Annotated in this window: 16 protein-coding genes and 1 riboswitch; of the genes, 4 read left to right on the plus strand and 12 right to left on the minus strand. The window is 48.1% G+C overall.

Annotated features, from left to right (window positions below):
- The first annotated feature begins 1 nt into the window (after window position 1).
- Window positions 2-1,210 carry an MFS transporter gene (locus M3630_RS20125; protein WP_251253271.1) on the plus strand — a complete coding sequence of 403 codons (1,209 nt, stop codon included), beginning with the start codon at window positions 2-4 and terminating at the stop codon, window positions 1,208-1,210.
- 221 nt (window positions 1,211-1,431) lie between these two features.
- On the opposite strand, the gene M3630_RS20130 is transcribed toward M3630_RS20125, so the two are convergent.
- From M3630_RS20130 to M3630_RS20150, 5 genes are all read right to left on the minus strand, one after another.
- Complete coding sequence (locus tag M3630_RS20130; protein ID WP_221866784.1) at window positions 1,432-2,277, minus strand: hypothetical protein; 846 nt, start codon at window positions 2,275-2,277, stop codon at window positions 1,432-1,434.
- Window positions 2,278-2,353: 76 nt separating this feature from the next.
- On the minus strand, window positions 2,354-3,337 hold the full coding sequence (locus tag M3630_RS20135; RefSeq protein WP_251253272.1) for a hypothetical protein: 984 nt from the start codon (window positions 3,335-3,337) through the stop codon (window positions 2,354-2,356).
- A gap of 301 nt (window positions 3,338-3,638) precedes the next feature.
- Window positions 3,639-4,916 carry a phosphoribosylamine--glycine ligase gene (gene purD, locus M3630_RS20140; RefSeq protein WP_251253273.1) on the minus strand — a complete coding sequence of 426 codons (1,278 nt, stop codon included), beginning with the start codon at window positions 4,914-4,916 and terminating at the stop codon, window positions 3,639-3,641.
- A 79-nt stretch (window positions 4,917-4,995) separates the two neighbouring features.
- Window positions 4,996-6,546, minus strand: a complete 1,551-nt coding sequence (gene purH, locus M3630_RS20145; RefSeq protein WP_251253274.1) for a bifunctional phosphoribosylaminoimidazolecarboxamide formyltransferase/IMP cyclohydrolase — start codon at window positions 6,544-6,546, stop codon at window positions 4,996-4,998.
- A gap of 181 nt (window positions 6,547-6,727) precedes the next feature.
- A complete protein-coding gene (locus M3630_RS20150) occupies window positions 6,728-7,105 on the minus strand; it encodes a hypothetical protein (RefSeq protein WP_173610681.1) in 378 nt (125 codons plus the stop codon).
- A gap of 189 nt (window positions 7,106-7,294) precedes the next feature.
- Window positions 7,295-7,462: riboswitch (M-box (ykoK) riboswitch) on the plus strand.
- 294 nt (window positions 7,463-7,756) lie between these two features.
- On the opposite strand from M3630_RS20150, the gene M3630_RS20155 reads away from it, so the two are divergent.
- Window positions 7,757-8,692, plus strand: coding sequence for a magnesium transporter CorA family protein (locus M3630_RS20155; RefSeq protein ID WP_173610682.1), 936 nt, complete (start codon window positions 7,757-7,759; stop codon window positions 8,690-8,692).
- A gap of 60 nt (window positions 8,693-8,752) precedes the next feature.
- Here M3630_RS20155 and purN read toward each other — a convergent pair whose 3' ends face one another.
- Genes purN through purC form a run of 7 tightly spaced genes read right to left on the minus strand, consistent with a single transcriptional unit; the run spans window position 8,753 to window position 15,736 of the window.
- The gene (gene purN, locus M3630_RS20160) at window positions 8,753-9,361 is read right to left on the minus strand and encodes a phosphoribosylglycinamide formyltransferase (protein ID WP_251253275.1); all 609 of its coding nucleotides are present in this window, start codon (window positions 9,359-9,361) and stop codon (window positions 8,753-8,755) included.
- Complete coding sequence (purM, locus tag M3630_RS20165; RefSeq protein WP_251253276.1) at window positions 9,355-10,395, minus strand: phosphoribosylformylglycinamidine cyclo-ligase; 1,041 nt, start codon at window positions 10,393-10,395, stop codon at window positions 9,355-9,357. Before purM ends, purN begins: the two co-directional genes overlap by 7 nt.
- A gap of 56 nt (window positions 10,396-10,451) precedes the next feature.
- Complete coding sequence (gene purF, locus M3630_RS20170) at window positions 10,452-11,870, minus strand: amidophosphoribosyltransferase (RefSeq protein WP_251253277.1); 1,419 nt, start codon at window positions 11,868-11,870, stop codon at window positions 10,452-10,454.
- Window positions 11,855-14,098: a phosphoribosylformylglycinamidine synthase subunit PurL gene (gene purL / locus M3630_RS20175; RefSeq protein WP_251253278.1), complete on the minus strand. Its 2,244-nt coding sequence runs from the start codon at window positions 14,096-14,098 to the stop codon at window positions 11,855-11,857. The genes purF and purL overlap by 16 nt, the downstream gene beginning before the upstream one ends.
- On the minus strand, window positions 14,079-14,771 hold the full coding sequence (purQ, locus tag M3630_RS20180; RefSeq protein WP_017249709.1) for a phosphoribosylformylglycinamidine synthase subunit PurQ: 693 nt from the start codon (window positions 14,769-14,771) through the stop codon (window positions 14,079-14,081). Before purQ ends, purL begins: the two co-directional genes overlap by 20 nt.
- Window positions 14,772-14,775: 4 nt before the next feature.
- Entirely contained in the window at window positions 14,776-15,024 is a 249-nt protein-coding gene (gene purS, locus M3630_RS20185) for a phosphoribosylformylglycinamidine synthase subunit PurS (protein WP_007717324.1), read from the minus strand.
- Window positions 15,017-15,736 (minus strand): phosphoribosylaminoimidazolesuccinocarboxamide synthase, encoded by a 720-nt coding sequence (purC, locus tag M3630_RS20190; RefSeq protein WP_012684340.1) that lies wholly within the window; start codon window positions 15,734-15,736, stop codon window positions 15,017-15,019. Before purC ends, purS begins: the two co-directional genes overlap by 8 nt.
- 266 nt (window positions 15,737-16,002) lie before the next feature.
- Here purC and M3630_RS20195 point away from each other — a divergent pair, with 266 nt between their 5' ends.
- Window positions 16,003-16,539, plus strand: coding sequence for a hypothetical protein (locus tag M3630_RS20195; RefSeq protein WP_251253279.1), 537 nt, complete (start codon window positions 16,003-16,005; stop codon window positions 16,537-16,539).
- A gap of 32 nt (window positions 16,540-16,571) precedes the next feature.
- Window positions 16,572-17,708, plus strand: coding sequence for a methyl-accepting chemotaxis protein (locus M3630_RS20200; RefSeq protein ID WP_251253303.1), 1,137 nt, complete (start codon window positions 16,572-16,574; stop codon window positions 17,706-17,708).
- Window positions 17,709-17,736: the final 28 nt, after the last annotated feature.

Raw genomic sequence — 17,736 nt, forward strand, 5'->3', positions numbered from 1 at the left:
ATTGGGAGAGAGTAGAGAGAGACTGTGGACGAGAGATTTTGTCCTGTTAACTGTATGCAATTTGTTGTTGTTTCTCACCGTTCAAATGCAGACCCCAACATTCCCTGCTTATGTGAAGGAAGCGTATCAGGCCAATGATTTTGTCGTCAGCCTGGTTATTAGCTTGTTTTCACTTGCAGCAGTGATCGCAAGGGTGTTTACCGGAGAAGCATTGAAAACGAGAAGCAGTAAGCTCTTGGCAATCGTAGCACTTGGATTCGTCGCGATTTTTAGCGCAGGCTATTACTGGGCAGGAAGCATTGTTTTCTTTCTTCTGCTGCGAATTTTAGTCGGCATTGGCTTTGGGATGGGCAGCACGACCTTTCCGACGATTGTCTCCAATGTGATTCCTGCCAGACGAATCGGTGAAGGCATGGGGTATTTCGGCTTATCGACCAGCTTGGCTATGGCACTCGGCCCGTTGATTGGACTTGGAGTGTTAAATGGGTTTGGGTTCGGCTCGATGCTCATGGTTCTCGTATTGTTAGTTGCTATTATTTTTCCGCTGATGCATTTTATCCGTGCCTACAATCAGCTTCCTGTGTCGTCCGGGAACGTACAAACTGTCACAGGCATTCGCCGATTTTATGATAAAAAGCTGCTGCTTCCAGCTGGACTGAATTTTTGTTTGTCCATTACGTATGGCGGGATTCTCAGCTTTTTGGCCTTGTACGGAAAAGAAGCCCACATTGAGAATGTCGGCTGGTTTTTCCTTACGAACGCACTGGCGATGGTGTTGATTCGTCCCTTTTCCGGCAAGCTGTATGATCGCAAAGGGCACATCGCCGTCCTGCCTCCCGGTGCGATTTTCGTCGGGGTCAGCCTCTTGCTCCTGTCCCTGACAACGACAGAGTCCTTGCTTCTCGTCTCTGCTGCCTTCTACGGGCTTGGCTATGGCATGATTCAGCCATCTATCCAGGCTTGGATGGTGAAGGTCGTCACGCCTGAGCAACGCGGCATGGCGAATGGACTGTTCTTTAATTCCATCGATCTGGGTATCGCGGTCGGCTCTATGCTCCTCGGCGTCATCGCGACACATTCGAGCTACTCTGTCATGTACCGCTGGTCGGCGGCTTGCTTGCTGCTGTTTCTGATTGTTTATTTCCTTTCGCAGGTGGCTGCGGCCAAAGCGAAAAAAGCGGCCCTCGCTAGTGAAAACGTGGGCATGTAAGAGAAGCTTATTATTCTAGTTTTGCGGTATGCCTAAGTGTAGCGAGAGTTTGTCTGGCATGTTGGACGACGAGCATTTTGACCCGCTCTTGTCCTCCTGCTATTCTTCCATTCATCATCAATGACCCCATGCCCCATACTAACACAACTGTATTTTTTCAGAAAAAAGATGCTCCCTATAGAGATATTTCTTTAAGGGAGCATCTCCTTCTCGCTCAAAATCTATGGACTAGTGATCAGAAAACATTTGTAGCCTTCCGCATCTGGTTCATGCTGAAAAATAATCGTCCAGTTCAAAATAGAGTCAAAAATATACAAATCAAAAGTAAATCGTGTATATGATTCTAATAATCGCTTGGTACCTAGCTTGAATACTTTATTTCGGGTAAAGTCTCTCCCAACCAAACTAGCAGAGTCCCAGAAAAATAATACTTCTTCTTTGTCATCAAGATAATCATTTACTTCTGAGATGGTTAACCCTGTGGCTCTCTCTCTCTGAAGAAATTGCCATAAAAAACCTTTGTCTAGCTTGACGTACCGTTTATAAAAAAAATTGCTTACACAATCATCGCTGACGTTAAAGAATGTATGTATGTACTTCTCTCTTAATTGGGTTGACACTTCATTAGAAAGGACAGGTATGCTACGAATGTTCAATACATCTTCTTTGTACTCAACTGGTCGATAAAAATGCATACCATTTAGGGAGCCATTTCTTATATTAAAGGTTCTAAATTCAATCCGATCAATAGTCTCATAACTCGTCATTGCAAACATATCATGTTCAAAATCTGATTGACTCATATGAATTAAAGCATATGTACCAGAGGGAATATTCACCACCACACAATTTTCGGGGACACGAGTGATTGTATTTACTCTTATTCCAATCACAACATTTTCTGACTCTTGGTCCCAGACCTCATAAAATATAGGAAATTCCACACTACTTGCAATTTCTGAGAATAATGGATCGGGTGATTCAATAAAACCCTCCCAATCGAATTCATCGTCTAGCACTTTGCCCACAACAAAAAAAGTTTCAAGTTCAATAACTCTTAATTTCATTATATCTCCTCGTTTTTAGCGATCATAGCAAGTAAGGGCGTAACAAAAATATGTTACGCCACATAAAGATATTTGCCTACCAAGAAAAGAAATGATGACCTCTCACTCTTTTCCATTCACCGTCAATCTTCTTTATTAAATGGAAATGAGGAAGATTAGCAATCATGAGCCTTCCCTCACCATCTATAAAATGAGGATCTTCATAAACTTTTCTATAGTTCGTTTGAGTGACTACACTTTCGGCATCTTTTCTGCTAACGCTAAACGTATCTTTTCCCCTTGTAGCTTCTAATTGAGCCTGTCTGAGAGTTAGTGGTTCTTCTACAAATATTCCACCATCAGAATTTAATTTAGCTGCAAAATGTTTTACTTTTTTCTTTTTTATTTGATATTCAACTTCTTCACTCATTGTAACACTTTTAGTCACAACTTTAATAAAGGCTCTACCAAAATATTCGCCTATTTCCTTAGCAAGGGCTCCTTGGTTTGCAACATAATCACCTACAAATTCACCTGTTATTACCGCTCCTGTAACAAGAGCTATAAAATCCCCAACAGGTATTGGGCCATCAATCGCAGCAATAACCCCCAATGCTGCTAAGCGTTTAAGTAACTGTTTCTCGGTTATTTTAATCCCAATTTCTTCTAATACTGTTAGAGCATGGCTCGTCGTTATACTTCTGATCTCCACCTCTTCTGGGAATTCATTGTGAATCTGATAGTAATCATAATATTCTTTAGCAAGCGCATCTATACGCTCAAAATCCCTCTGTAAATCTTCTTGATCTATATCTATCATATTATTATCGTTGTTCTCAGACTGCGTTGTATTATCTGCATACTCATCAACAATTGAAACAATCTCTTCAAACAAGTAATCTTCGTTATCTCCCAAATATTCTTTTAATTTATCACTCAATTCTACGGAATCTTCTGTACCCTCATCTGACAATTTGTCTATATACTGCTCAATTTCACTTCGCTGAATATAGGCGTCATTCTGATCGCTCGTCTTTGCAAAAATACTAGAAGCATTTCCGAATAACAATGCGATGACCATAAAAACTGTTATCCATCTTTGATTCTTAAACATAAATTCAGTTGATACTACATTTTGTAGTATTCAACCTTCCACCCCCTGCATTCAAATTATTTTATTGGTAAATAAACTAGATATTACCATATATATTTATACTACATTCTCTATCTTCGGTAAATAAACTTTGTATTTTTTGGAAAATTAAGTTATATAAGTATGAAGTTTAAATCAATAAAATTTGACGCTAATGTGAACTCACTTGTCTTTCAAAAAAAACTGTTCCCTGGTAGAAATTCCTACCAAGAAACAGTTTCTTTTGCTATTACGACTTCTGTTGATACTTCATCGCTCGTGCCGCAATATCCGTGCGATACTGCGCCCCATCAAACGAGATCCCTTGCACCTTCGCGTACGCTGTCTCACGTGCATGCGCCAAATCCGTTCCTGTTGCCACGACGCCAAGCACACGGCCACCGCTCGTAACGATGCCTTCCTCGGTTTCCTTCGTCCCTGCGTGAAACACCGTAGCTCCCTCGTTTGCCTGACCCAGTCCGTGTATCAACGTACCTTTTGGATATTCTCCCGGATAACCCGGCGCTGCCATGACGACACAGACAGCACTTCCTTTTTTCCATGTCACATCGACTGCATCGAGCTCGCCATTGATTGTTCCGACAAAAATGTCGAGCAAATCTGTTTCGAGCAACGGCAAGAGCACCTGTGTCTCCGGATCGCCAAAACGCGCATTGAACTCCACCACTTTTGGTCCTTGCTCCGTAATCATCAGACCTGTGTAGAGAATGCCTTTGAACGGAATGCCATCCTTGGCCATCCCTGACGCCATCGGTTGGACAATCGTTTTGACGATCTCGTCCACCAGCTCAGCAGACATTTGCGGTACCGGGGCGTATGTTCCCATGCCGCCTGTATTGGGACCGCGGTCATCATTGAAGATTCGCTTATGATCCTGAGAAGTAATCATCGGCTTAACTGTCTCTCCATCGACGAAAGACAACAGCGACAGCTCTTCGCCGAACATGCACTCCTCAATGACCACGCGAGCTCCCGCTTCACCAAAGACGCTTTCCTGCATAATCTGACGGAGTGCCTCTTCTGCTTCCTCCACCGTCTCTGCGACAACGACTCCTTTCCCCGCTGCCAAGCCATCCGCTTTGACAACGATAGGAGCGCCCTGCTCTCTCACGTATGCACTCGCCGATTCGTAATCCAGAAACGATTCATAGGCAGACGTCGGAATCTCGTAGCGTTTCATTAAACTTTTCGCAAAAGACTTGCTTCCCTCGATCATTGCCGCTTTTTGATTCGGGCCATAGATCGGCAGATTGCGCTCCTGGAAAAAGTCAACAATCCCCGCCAGCAAAGGATCTTCCGGGCCAACGACAGTCAGATCAATTCCTTCATCCTTGACGAATTGAACCAGTGCAGCAAAATCATGGACGCCGATCGGTACGTTTTGAGCGATTTGGGCGGTGCCCCCATTTCCTGGCGCACAGTACACCTTTGTCACTTTAGAACTCTGCAACAGCTTCCAGGCAATCGTGTGTTCTCGACCGCCGCCACCGATCACTAATATTTTCATCGTATTTCCTCCTGTGTGAGAGGTAATCCACTCTTTCATACGTGTTAAAAAAGCGAAAGTTACTCCCGAATAGCCTCTTTTAGTGCTTGAAATGACGCGTGCCGGTAAAGATCATCGCAATGCCCGCTCGGTTGCAAGCATCAATCGATTCTTGGTCGCGAATGGAGCCGCCTGGCTGGATGATAGCAGTAATCCCTGCTTTAGCTGCCGCTTCCACGGTATCTCCCATCGGGAAAAACGCATCCGAGGCCATAACCGCGCCACTTGCCAATGCACCTGCTTGCTCGATGGCGATTTTCGCTGCCCCAACGCGGTTCATCTGGCCTGCACCCACGCCGATGGTCATATTGTCTTTTGCCAAGAGAATTGCATTTGATTTGACGTGCTTGACGACCTTCCACGCGAATTTCAGCTGTGCCAGTTCCTCTTCCGAAGGCTTACGGTCTGTGACCACCTGAATCTCGCTTTCTTCGAGCTGCTTGTAGTCGAAGTCTTGAATGAGTGCCCCGCCTGCTACAGGAGCCACGCGGAACAGATTGTCCACTTTTTTGGCTGGTTCATTCAGCGCCGAGATACGCAACAGACGCAGGTTCTTTTTCTCAGCCAGAACAGCCAACGCCTCGTCGGTGAAGTCCGGTGCGATAATAATTTCCAAGAAAATCTCTTTCATCGCGAGTGCGGTGTCACGGTCAATCGGGCGGTTTGCTGCCACGATCCCACCATAAATAGAGACAGGGTCTGCTTCGTACGCTTTTTGGTAAGCGGCGCGAATATCAGTGCCGATCCCTACCCCACACGGGTTGGAGTGCTTGATCGCAACGACAGCAGGTTCAGCGAATTCGCGTACAATCGCCAACGCTGCATCTGCGTCATTGATGTTGTTATAGGAAAGCTCTTTTCCTTGCAGTTGGCTTGCATTCCCGATGCTCAACTGATCGGACAACGGCTCACGGTAAAATGCCGCACGTTGATGTGGATTTTCTCCATAGCGTAAATCCTGTGCTTTCTCGTAAGTCACTGTGTAGCTCTCAGGCAGCAGTTCGCCCACCTGCTCACTCAAATAGCGAGAGATCAAGGCATCATAGGCTGCTGTATGGCGGAAAACTTTTGCAGCCAGCTTGCGACGGGTTTCTAGCGTAGTATCGCCATTTGCTTCAATTTCTTCTGCTACTTTTTCATAATCGGCTGCATCGACCACTACACTGACGAACGCGTGATTTTTCGCAGCAGAACGCAGCATCGTTGGTCCACCAATATCAATATTCTCAATGGCGTCTTCATATGTCACGTCTGGCTTCGCAATCGTTTCCTTGAAAGGATAAAGGTTCACGACAACCAGATCAATGGTTTCAATCCCCAGGTCTTTTAGTTGCTGCACATGTGCTTCACTGTCCCTTACAGCCAAGAGGCCGCTGTGGATATTGGGATGCAACGTTTTGACGCGACCGTCCAAAATTTCTGGAAATCCGGTCACTTCAGAAATGCCAATGACGGGAACTCCCTCTGCTTTTAAAAGAGAAGCCGTACCCCCGGTAGAAATGATCTGTACCCCGGCGGCTACCAATCGACGGGCAAACGGAATCAATCCTGTCTTGTCAGAAACGCTGATCAACGCTTTTTTCACACTCACGGATAGAACCTCCTGAATTTTAGTGAAAACATGAGTAACCAATGACCAAAACACGAACAATACTCATATATTATAAATTAATTGTACGCTATTATCAATAACTTCGTCAGGAAAACAAACACAGCCGCCCCTGCCTGTTCGGCACTTGCGACTGCATGCATCTGCATTTGCTTGGATGATATTATCGTTTTTTCTTGCCTTTGCCTGATAGCTTTTTGATGCGATCTGACAGTAAGACTGTTTTGCTTTTGGCAGTCGCCCTGATTGGCTTGATCGGCTTCTTCGACTTGCGGCTCTTCGCCTTTACTTCTTTGGGCATTAAGTTCCCTAACTCTTCCATGGAGATGGAGTTGCCGTCCTTTACACGATCCCTGACGCGCTCTTTCGTCTCCTCTGGCACTTCGAATCCCATATTTCCCAGCTCATCGAGCAGCGCATCTACATTGGCTCCGCCCTTCGGCATTTTTTCCGCGAGCTTCATAATATCGTTAAGCGTCCATTGCCGCCCTGTTTTTTGGCTTAGCTTATCGAGCAAGTTCGAAACAAAATCTCCGCTCAAGTCGGCCCCTCCCTTTGTGGGAATATCCCTCTCTTACTGTATGTCACACGGACCAATTTGGTTTGTCATGATTCGCGGAAGAATAGCAGCAAAATAGGGTGAGTGGGTCATAGTTAGAAGCCGACACCGTCTGATAGGACATGAATAACATGCATGTAGGACGAGAAAACGTGATTGGCAAAGTCAATCATTCATCCTCGTTAGGTGAGGCTCCTATACAAAAATAGGCCACTGCCCGGAAATATCGAAAGATGCCAATGGGTAGAACAGGAACTGCCGAACTAAGGCTTTTCTTAAGGTGGCTAAGGAATGTTTCCTTTACGTTGTATAGTGCCAAAGCTCTGGTAGGGGAGAAAAACGGTGTTATTTTGTGCACTTTTCTAACCCTCTGGATTCCCGCTAGAGGGTTTTCATTTTCGAAAGGGGGGAACGTTTTGATGGACAGTAGTCCAAGTTGCCGAATGAATAACTGCAATCAAGATTGTGTACGGAGAGTTTTACGGCCTTGTGGCGCTGCGGCATGTTCCCCATACCTTATTTGACATTCTCCCTTTTTATGGGACGAGTGTATGTAAGTAGCTATTATGTAGACATGCTTGCGCAACATGGTCGTATCCCTCCTATCCTTATATGCGAAAGGATGAGAAAACCATGTTGAACATTTACAAAACGAATGCCATGGGAAAAATAGAAGAACTGCAACAATTTGAAAAAGGCTGCTGGATCCATCTGACAGATCCTTCTGAGCAAGAAAAGCTACAAGTCGTCAGGGAGTTGGCGATTGACCTTCATTTTTTGCAGGATGCCCTTGATGACGAAGAAATCGGACGGATCGACAAGGAAGGAAACCGCGTGATGCTCTACGTGGACATCCCAGTCTCCACGAAGGAAGGGACGAAGAACAACTATACGACGGTTCCGTTGGGAATCATGGTGATGGAAGATTACATCTTAACCGTTTGCCTGGTAGAAACGGCTGTCATGAATGAGTTCGTCCAAGGGAAAGTGAAAAGCTTTCACACGCATATGCGCAACCGGTTCGTTCTGCAAATTTTATCGAATACGTCGCATGAATATTTGCATTACCTGAAAAAAATCAACAAGCAGACAGAAACCCTGGAAAAATCATTGCGACAATCGACGAAAAACATTGAACTGCTTACCTTGCTTGAATTGCAGAAAAGTCTCGTATATTTTTCGACGTCCCTGGAAACGAACAGTCTGTTGATCTCCCTGCTTCGGAGCGGCAGTTATTTGAAAATGTACGAAGAAGATAAGGAACTGCTGGAAGAAGTAAAAATCGAAACCAAGCAGGCCATCAAAATGACGGAAATCTATACGGCGATTTTAGGGAACATCATGAATGGCTTTGGCTCCGTCATCTCCAACAATTTGAATCGCGTGTTAAAGCTGTTGACCGCCATTACCATTGTCATCACCTTGCCTATGGTGATCGGCACCTTCTACGGGATGAACGTCGCGCTTCCTTTTCAGGGTCATCCGCACGCATTCACGATCATTATGATCATGTCCACTGCCATCACGTCTGTAACAGCTCTCTTGTTTTGGAGAAAGAAGTATTTCTAAAACGGATGACAAAAAAACCGACATCGTAAAAGGATGTCGGTTTCTACTTTATCTCTCGATTTACGTCAGCTGGACGAGCCTTCCTTCCAGCTTCACTCTCTCTTCTGCTAAAAAGCCAATGACCTTCACCAAAAGCTCATGCTCCACCGCATGGATGCGAGCCGCCAAAGTCTCAGCCGTATCTGCTTCTTGCACCGCTACGGGAATCTGGGCAATGATCGGCCCTGTGTCCAGACCGGCATCAACCAGATGTACCGTTACCCCTGTTATCTTTACCCCGTAAGCGAGTGCCTGACCAATCGCGTCTTTTCCCGGGAAAGCAGGCAAAAGCGACGGATGCAGATTGATGATTTTTCCTTCGTAGGATGACAAAAGCGTGTCGCCCACCAACCGCATGTAGCCTGCCAGCACAACCAGCGATATCTCACGTTTTTGGAGCTGCGCCACTATTTCCTGCTCAAAAGCTGCCTTGTCTGCGTATTCCTTCGGTTGAAAAACAAAGGTGTCGATCCCTAAACGCTCTGCGCGTTCCAAAACCTTGGCGCCGGGCTTGTCGCACACGAGCAAGGCAACTTCTACACCTGTGAGCCTGCCGTCCTGTACAGCCTGGACGATCGCTTCAAAGTTGGAGCCGCTGCCTGAGGCGAAAATGGCCAGCTTTCTCACCATTCCACCCCGTTGTATACGACTTTGCGCTCTCCCTCTTGAATATGTCCGAGCAAATACGCCTGTTCTCCCAGCTCTTGCAGCTTTTCCATAACACTCACTGCGTCTTCCGGCTTCACGAAAAGCATCATGCCAATGCCCATGTTAAACGTTTTGTACATATCCGGGTAAGAGATGTTACCCAACTCTTGTACCAGCTCGAAGATCGGCAGCACCGGCCAGGAACCAACGTTGATCACAGCCTGCATTCCTTCTGGAAGCACGCGTGGAATGTTTTCAGTAAAGCCGCCGCCTGTGATGTGTGCCAGGGCCTTCACTTCATGCGACGCAAGAACGGATAGCACTTGCTTCACGTAAATGCGGGTCGGTGTCAACAGCTCTTCGCCGAGCTTTTTGCCCAATTTGTCAACATGATCATGCAGGGACATGCCTTTGTCTGCCAAAAGAACCTTGCGAACGAGCGAGAAACCGTTGCTGTGCACGCCGCTGGAAGCCAGCCCGATCAGCACATCGCCTGCCGCCACGGTTGCTCCCGTAATCATTTTGCTCTCGTCCACGACACCTACCGTAAAGCCCGCGATGTCGTATTCGCCTTCTGCGTACATGCCAGGCATCTCGGCAGTCTCCCCGCCAATCAGCGAGCAGCCGGACTGGGAGCAGCCTTCCGCGATCCCTTTGACAATCGCTTCGATTTTTTCCGGAATGACCTTATCTACTGCCAGATAATCGAGGAAAAAGAGCGGCTCTGCCCCTTGGACCACTACGTCATTGACGCACATAGCAACAGCATCGATACCGATTGTATCGTGTTTGTCCATGGCAAAAGCGAGCTTCAGCTTGGTTCCTACCCCATCTGTGCCAGAAACGAGAATCGGTTTCTCGTATTTTTTGGTATCCAGGCGAAACAGCGCTCCGAACCCACCCAAATCAGTCATAACTTCGGGGCGGAATGTTCGTTTGACATGCTTTTTCATGCGTTCGACGGCTTCGTTGCCCGCATCGATGTCTACGCCAGCTTGTTTATATGCTTCACTCATCGTTTCTCCCCCTAGCAAGAGGTGCTTGTATTAGCGGTTGTTCATAAGTAGCACTGTTAGCATTTAAGCGCAGGTAGCGCTTCTTCGAACTCAATCTCTGTCGGATATTCTCCGTTAAAGCATGCGAGGCAGTGTCCTCTATTAGGAGCCGAATCACTGCGGCCAATTGCATCGATCATTCCTTCAATAGACAAGAACGACAGCGAATCAGCCTCAATGATTTGACGAATTTCCTCTACCGATTTGGTCGACGCAATCAGTTCCTCACGCGACGAGGTGTCGATGCCGTAAAAACAAGAATTCATAACGGGCGGAGAGCTGATGCGCACATGCACTTCTTTGGCGCCAGCCTCACGCAGCATGCGAACAATCCGATTACTCGTCGTACCGCGAACAATGGAGTCGTCAATCATCACGACGCGCTTGCCTTCCACTACTTTGCGAACTGCAGACAGCTTGAGATAGACAGCGCGCTCACGCAGCTCCTGACTCGGCTGAATGAAGGTACGTCCCACATAGCGGTTTTTGATCAAGCCGATTTCGTACGGAATTCCCGTCGCTTCCGCAAATCCGATAGCAGCAGAAATACTCGAATCAGGAACACCTGTGACGACATCAGCATCAATCGCGGATTCCAATGCCAACTGCTTGCCGAGGCGTTTGCGCGCCATGTGGACGTTGATTCCGTCGATGTCGCTATCTGGTCGGGCAAAATAAATGTATTCAAACGTACAAATCGAACGCTGTGTCGTTTCTGTATGCTTGCTCTCGGTAATGCCATTCTTGTCGATGACGATCAGCTCACCCGGTTGCACATCACGCCAGTACTGCGCGCCAATGATATCGAACGCACAAGTCTCGGACGCGACAGTGATCGCATCTCCGAGTCGTCCCAATGACAGCGGACGCAAGCCATTCGGATCGAGAGCGATCACGAGCTGATTCTCGTTCATGACGAGAAGTGCATAGGCTCCCTTGATGTATTGCAGAGCGTCCTTCACCGCTCCCGGCAAATCTTTGCTCTCTGAACGAGCAATCAGATGTGCGATCACTTCTGTGTCACTGGTCGTCTGGAAAATGGAGCCTTTTGCTTCCAACTCTTTTCTAAGCACAGCAGCGTTCACGAGATTCCCGTTGTGGGCAACTGCCATGCTGCCTTGTGCATAGCGGAAAAAGAGCGGTTGGGCGTTTTCAATCTTGCTCGAGCCAGCAGTCGTATAACGGGTATGACCAATCGCGATATGACCGCTAAACTTCTCCAAATCACCCTTGCCAAAAGCCTCTGACACGAGACCCATTCCGCGGTGCTTATACCATTTCACGCCGTCGGAGGCGCAGATACCTGCGCTCTCCTGACCGCGATGCTGAAGGGCGTGCAGACCCAAATAGGTCAATTGGGATGCTTCTTTGTGGTTGTAGATGCCAAAGACGCCGCATTCTTCGTTCAATTTGTCCCAGATTAGCCGATCAAACATGGAATCGCATCCTTCCAGGCTGCTTTCACCTCTTGAGTCGAAGCGTTGATTGCTTCTGTACCGTTCACGTTCACTACCAGACGATCACCGCCAACCGTACCAATGTTTTCAGCAGGTACGCCATGTTCACCTGCCAATGCGAGAATCGCCGCCGCATGCTCTCCAGATGCACTGAGCAAGATGCGCGATTGAGATTCACTGAACAGGAGCACGTCAGCACGCAGCTCGGACGCAAGAGTCACCTGCGCACCGACGCCTTTGCCGAAGCAAGATTCAGCCAGTGCGACGCCGAGACCACCTTCGGACAGATCGTGTGCGGAGTTCACCAAACCTTGGCGAATCGCTGTGAGAACCAGCTTTTGTACTGCCGCTTCCTTTGTCAGATCGATTTGCGGAGGACGTCCGGAAATGCTGCCCGTAGCCATCTTTTGATACTCACTGCCGCCCAGCTCAGCGAAGGTCTCGCCCAACAGGATGATCGCGTCGCCTTCGTTTTTGAAATCCTGGGTCGTAATATGGTCAACATCAGTGATCAAGCCGACCATTCCCACCGTTGGGGTTGGATAGATCGCGTCACCGCTGCGTTCATTGTAAAAAGATACGTTTCCGCCGATAACCGGAGCATCGAGTGCTACGCACGCTTCGCTCATGCCCTCGCACGATTTTTCAAATTGCCAGAACACCTCAGGCTTTTCCGGACTTCCGAAGTTCAAGCAGTCCGTAATCGCCAGCGGCTCTGCACCGGAGCAGACGACGTTGCGCGCAGATTCTGCAACCGCAATGGCACCGCCCACTTTTGGATCGAGGTACACATAGCGACCGTTGCAATCTGTACTCATGGCAAGTGCCTTGCGAGTACCGCGCACCATGACAACAGCAGCGTCAGAACCAGGCTTTACAGCTGTGTTTGCACGCACGATGTGATCGTATTGCTCGTATACCCACGCTTTATTCGCCACTGTTGGCTGAGCCAGCAAGCTTTTCAGCGTACCATTCAGATCTTTCGGTTCTTGGATGGCTGCCAACACATCTACATTCGCATTTGCTTCGTAGTAAGTAGGCACCGCAGATGGACGATGGTACACAGGTGCGTCGTCTGCCAAGCTGTCTACTGGCACCTCTGCTACTACCTCACCTTGGTGCAACAAGCGCAGCTTGCTGTCTTCGGTTACTTTGCCCACGACAGCGGACGCCAAACCCCATTTGTCAAAAATCGCTATCGCTTCTGCCTCTTTGCCTTTTTCCACGACGACGAGCATACGCTCCTGTGACTCAGACAGCATCATTTCGTATGCAGACATGCCAGCTTCGCGCTGTGGCACCAGGTCCAGATTCATTTCGATACCATTGCCCGCCTTGGAGGCCATTTCGGAGCTGGAGCTCGTCAAGCCTGCCGCTCCCATGTCCTGAATCCCGACGACGATACCTGTGTCGATCAGCTCCAGGCACGCTTCCAGCAGGAGCTTTTCCATGAATGGATCGCCAACTTGAACTGCCGGGCGTTTTTTCTCCGACTCTTCTGTGAGCTCCTCGGATGCGAAGGTCGCTCCGTGAATACCATCGCGCCCTGTGCTGGAACCAACGTAGATAACAGGGTTGCCGATACCGGACGCTACCCCTTTTTGAATCTTCTCGTGGTCGATCAAGCCGACACACATGGCGTTGACAAGCGGATTGCCTTCATACGTAGGGTCGAAATTCACTTCGCCACCCACAGTCGGAATCCCGATGCAGTTCCCGTAGCCTGCGATACCAGCTACTACATTTTCAAACAAATATTTGACGCGAGGAGACTTGAGCTCCCCGAATCGAAGCGAATTGAGCAGCGCAATCGGACGCGCGCCCATCGAGAATACGTCACGGATGATACCGCCAACGCCAGTCGCAGCTCCTTGGTACGGCTCGATCGCAGATGGGTGGTTATGGCTTTCGATTTTGAAAACAACAGCCTGATTGTCACCGATGTCGACAATACCCGCACCTTCCCCTGGTCCTTGCAAAACGCGAGGTCCTTTTGTCGGGAAACGACGCAGGACAGGCTTGGAGTTTTTGTAAGAGCAGTGCTCCGACCACATGACGCTGTACAAACCTGTCTCCGTCCAGTTCGGCTTGCGGCCGAGAATTTCTACGACACGCTGGTATTCTTCGTCAGTCAGACCGATTTCTTTGTACAGTTTTTGATCGGCAATTTGTTCGGCTGTCGGTTCTTTATGCGTGAGTTGTGACACTGTTCTGCTCCCTCCAAGTCTTCAGGATCGAGGTAAACATGCGGCGTCCGTCATCGGAAGTCATCCAAGAATGGACGGCACGTTCCGGATGAGGCATCATGCCAAGTACGTTTCCACGTTCGTTGCAAATGCCCGCGATGTCTTCCAGTGAACCATTCGGATTCTCGCCATGATAGCGGAAAACGATTTGTTTGTTCGCTTTAAGCTTCGCCAGCGTTTCTTCATCACAGTAGTAGTTTCCTTCGCCGTGCGCGATTGGAATTTGGATGACTTCCCCTGCCGCGAAATCTCGGGTAAAGGAGGTATCGTTGTTTTCCACACGCAATTCGGACAGCTTGCAACGGAATTTCAGTGAACGGTTACGCAAGAGTGCTCCTGGCAACAGCCCGACTTCGGTCAGGATCTGGAAGCCATTGCAGATTCCCATGATCAGCTTGCCTTCTTCTGCTGCTTTCACTACTTGCTCCATAACGGGTGAAAAACGAGCGACCGCGCCACAGCGCAGATAATCTCCATAAGAGAATCCGCCTGGCAAGAGAATCGCATCATATTTAGAAAGATCCGTATCGGAATGCCATACGTAATCCACTGGCACTCCCATTACATCTTCAACTGCGTTAAACAAATCAATGTCGGCGTTCGAGCCTGGAAAGACGATAACAGCTACTCGCATATCCTTAGCCCTCCACGATATCAAAGCGGTAGTCTTCTACCACCGTATTGGCCAACAGCTTTTCGCACATTTCACGTACACGCTCTTCTGCTTGCGCACGGTCAGAAGTGTTCAATTCCAGCTCCATGTACTTCCCGATACGCGCATTGTTTACTTCATCAAAACCCAAGGTGTGCAGAGCACCTTTTACAGCGTGTCCTTGCGGGTCCAAAACACTCTCGCGCAATGTTACATAAACAACAGCTTTAAACATGTACGTCTCCTCCTAGTCTCGTAAGCATTTCTTTGTAAGCTTCCTCCACATTGCCCAAATCGCGGCGGAAGCGGTCTTTGTCGAGCTTTTCATTCGTTACCGAATCCCAGAAACGGCATGTATCCGGGGATATTTCATCGGCGAGGAGAATCTCCCCGTCCGCTGTTTTTCCGAATTCCAGTTTGAAATCGACCAAGGTAATGTTGCGCTCGCGCAGGTAAGGTACGAGGACCTCGTTTACAGCAAGACCCATGCGCTCCAATGTCGCCTGGTCACTCTCGCTTGCAATCCCCAACACTTTGATATGGGAGGCATTCACCAATGGATCTCCCAGTGCGTCATCCTTGTAGTAAAACTCGACAACGGGCTGCGGAAGCACAGTTCCTTCTTCCATGCCAAGACGCTTGGCCAATGAGCCTGCTGCGATATTGCGGACGACTACCTCCAAAGGGATAATCTCCACTTTGCGAACAACTTGCTCTGTGGCGGACAGCAGACGGACAAAATGGTTGTCGATGCCCCGCTCCTTCAGCATGGTGAAAAAGATTGCCGTAATGCGGTTGTTCAACTCGCCTTTTCCGGTGATTTGCGCCCGTTTCTCTCCATTGAATGCTGTTGCGTCGTCTTTGTACTCTACCCAGTACTGATCAGGCAAAGATGTCCGATAAATACGTTTTGCCTTACCTTCGTAGAGTTGTTCCTGTTTTTCCACTGTAGGAGTCACCTTCCCAGTCAAAAAGGTTGAGTTTAGGTTAATTCACGAACGTTTCAAATACATTAAAACACAAACATACGCATTTATCAACGAAAAATGCTGGAATAGACTTCGACAAATGTTCGGGATTTACTGTATGTTTTTCGAACGGTAGATGTTAACATTCGTTTACATGTTCTCCATACTGGCTTTACATCTCCTGATTACAATAGTCCTTAGTCTCGGGACTTTTCGACCATCCACTTATCAGGAGGCAACTGGAGATGCACGCTATCTTTCGCCATTTACTCACTCCCTTTTCTCGCTTACACAGGCAAGTGCGGCTCCGTACCAAGCTGACGATCCCACTACTGTTCATCCTGCTCGTTTCCTCTGGCATGATTGGCTGGATCTTTTACACCCAGGCAAAACAGGTGATGATTTCACAAATGGAGTCCCGCCTTGACTCAGAGACGGACAAGACCACCGAAAAAATTTCGCTTTTGAAGTTCACTTTTGCTAGCGACGATCAATCCTATCAAAAGCGTCTTCAATACGAATTGCAACAGCAAGAAAGTAATCTGTCTCAAGAAGGCTTGATACTCCTGCAATATTTGGTCAAAAATGGAGCTTTTTATCCTATTGAAAAAGTGACAAAGGGCGCTATTGAAATCCCGCAAGATATTGCGAAACGGATGGAAGCGGAGCGCTTCGGCGTGATTCACGTCCCTGTCGATGACCACATACATACACTGGCCTTTACCCATTCTCCTGAGGAGAGCTACATATACGTCATAGACGTTTTGCAGGGTCCTATCTAGGTCCTCTCTATGAGATAACCAAAATCATCGTGATGACCATTCTCGCTAGTCTCGTCCTTTCCTTGTTGCTGTGCTTGCTGGTTGTGAAGGGGATAACCACGCCATTTCAGACGTTGATTGCGGCCATGCAACAGGTCAGCTCGGGCGATCTCACCCATCGTGCCCTTTTGCAAAACGAGGGTCCAGAGATTCGCGGGATTTCTAACAGCTTCAACCATATGGTAGAACAAATGTGCGAGATTATTGCCGAGATCCAACTCATGATTGTGGAACTGAACAAAGGCGGCATCGCAATCAGGCAAACAGCCGATGAAGCAGGCGATCGTTCGTCGATGCTGTCTTTTCGTCTCGATACAGTCAATCAAGGCGTCGAACAAACAGCTGCCTCAACAGATGGTGCCAGCGCCTCTTTTCAGCACATCAAGCAATCGATGGATGGACTGATTGCGCGTATTTTTTCTGTGATTGAAGCGGGTAAAAAGATGCAGACAGTCACCCACCATGGACAAAATCGTATCGATGATTTGAACACGATGATCAACCGCTTCTCCCACACGTACACACAGGTCGACACCCGCATGACAGAACTGCGTCGACAATCAGAATCTATTGGACATGTTGTTCATCTGATCCAAAACGTGGCGAAGCAAACCAAGCTTCTCGCTTTAAATGCCAGTATTGAAGCAGCCCGTGCTGGAGAAAACGGACGCGGATTTGCTGTCGTGGCCAACGAGGTAGCCAAGCTAGCCAGCGAGTCGGAAAACGCTACATTAGAAATTACGCGGCTGATGGACGCTGTTCAGGAACAAACCCATGAGATTTCCTCCGAAACCTCACAAGCATCCGAACAGCTTCAGCAAAGCCTGCAAAAGCTCTCAGACGCTGCATCTGCTTTTCTTGAGCTTCGACAAGCTGTCGATCAGACAACGGGAGAGCTGCATATTGCCAACGAGGGGTTATCCGACATAACCGAAGACTTGCACACCGTAGACATGGCATTCGATGCGTTTGTTGCCGTTTCACAAGAGACCAAAAGCAGCACAGAAGAAATGCTGGTCGCCTCGCGAGAACAGCTCACCTCCATTGAAAAATCTCGTCAATTGGCAACGGAGCTTCTATCCTTATCTGAGCGGCTGCAAGAGATCAGTGATCGCTTTCGCGTTGCCTGAACAAGATGAGCCTTCCCCTCCGGGCAGG

Origin of the sequence: Brevibacillus sp. MER 51, assembly GCF_023714195.1 — a bacterium.
GTDB lineage: Bacteria > Bacillota > Bacilli > Brevibacillales > Brevibacillaceae > Brevibacillus.

Excerpts from the sequence above, each read along its gene's own strand:
- M3630_RS20130 (WP_221866784.1), bottom strand. The coding sequence starts at position 2,277 with ATGAAATTAAGAGTTATTGAACTTGAAACTTTTTTTGTTGTGGGCAAA.
- M3630_RS20135 (WP_251253272.1), bottom strand. The coding sequence starts at position 3,337 with ATGGTCATCGCATTGTTATTCGGAAATGCTTCTAGTATTTTTGCAAAG.
- purD (WP_251253273.1), bottom strand. The coding sequence starts at position 4,916 with ATGAAAATATTAGTGATCGGTGGCGGCGGTCGAGAACACACGATTGCC.
- M3630_RS20155 (WP_173610682.1), top strand. The coding sequence starts at position 7,757 with ATGTTGAACATTTACAAAACGAATGCCATGGGAAAAATAGAAGAACTG.
- purN (WP_251253275.1), bottom strand. The coding sequence starts at position 9,361 with ATGGTGAGAAAGCTGGCCATTTTCGCCTCAGGCAGCGGCTCCAACTTT.
- purM (WP_251253276.1), bottom strand. The coding sequence starts at position 10,395 with ATGAGTGAAGCATATAAACAAGCTGGCGTAGACATCGATGCGGGCAAC.
- purF (WP_251253277.1), bottom strand. The coding sequence starts at position 11,870 with ATGTTTGATCGGCTAATCTGGGACAAATTGAACGAAGAATGCGGCGTC.
- purQ (WP_017249709.1), bottom strand. The coding sequence starts at position 14,771 with ATGCGAGTAGCTGTTATCGTCTTTCCAGGCTCGAACGCCGACATTGAT.
- purS (WP_007717324.1), bottom strand. The coding sequence starts at position 15,024 with ATGTTTAAAGCTGTTGTTTATGTAACATTGCGCGAGAGTGTTTTGGAC.
- M3630_RS20195 (WP_251253279.1), top strand. The coding sequence starts at position 16,003 with ATGCACGCTATCTTTCGCCATTTACTCACTCCCTTTTCTCGCTTACAC.
- M3630_RS20200 (WP_251253303.1), top strand. The coding sequence starts at position 16,572 with ATGACCATTCTCGCTAGTCTCGTCCTTTCCTTGTTGCTGTGCTTGCTG.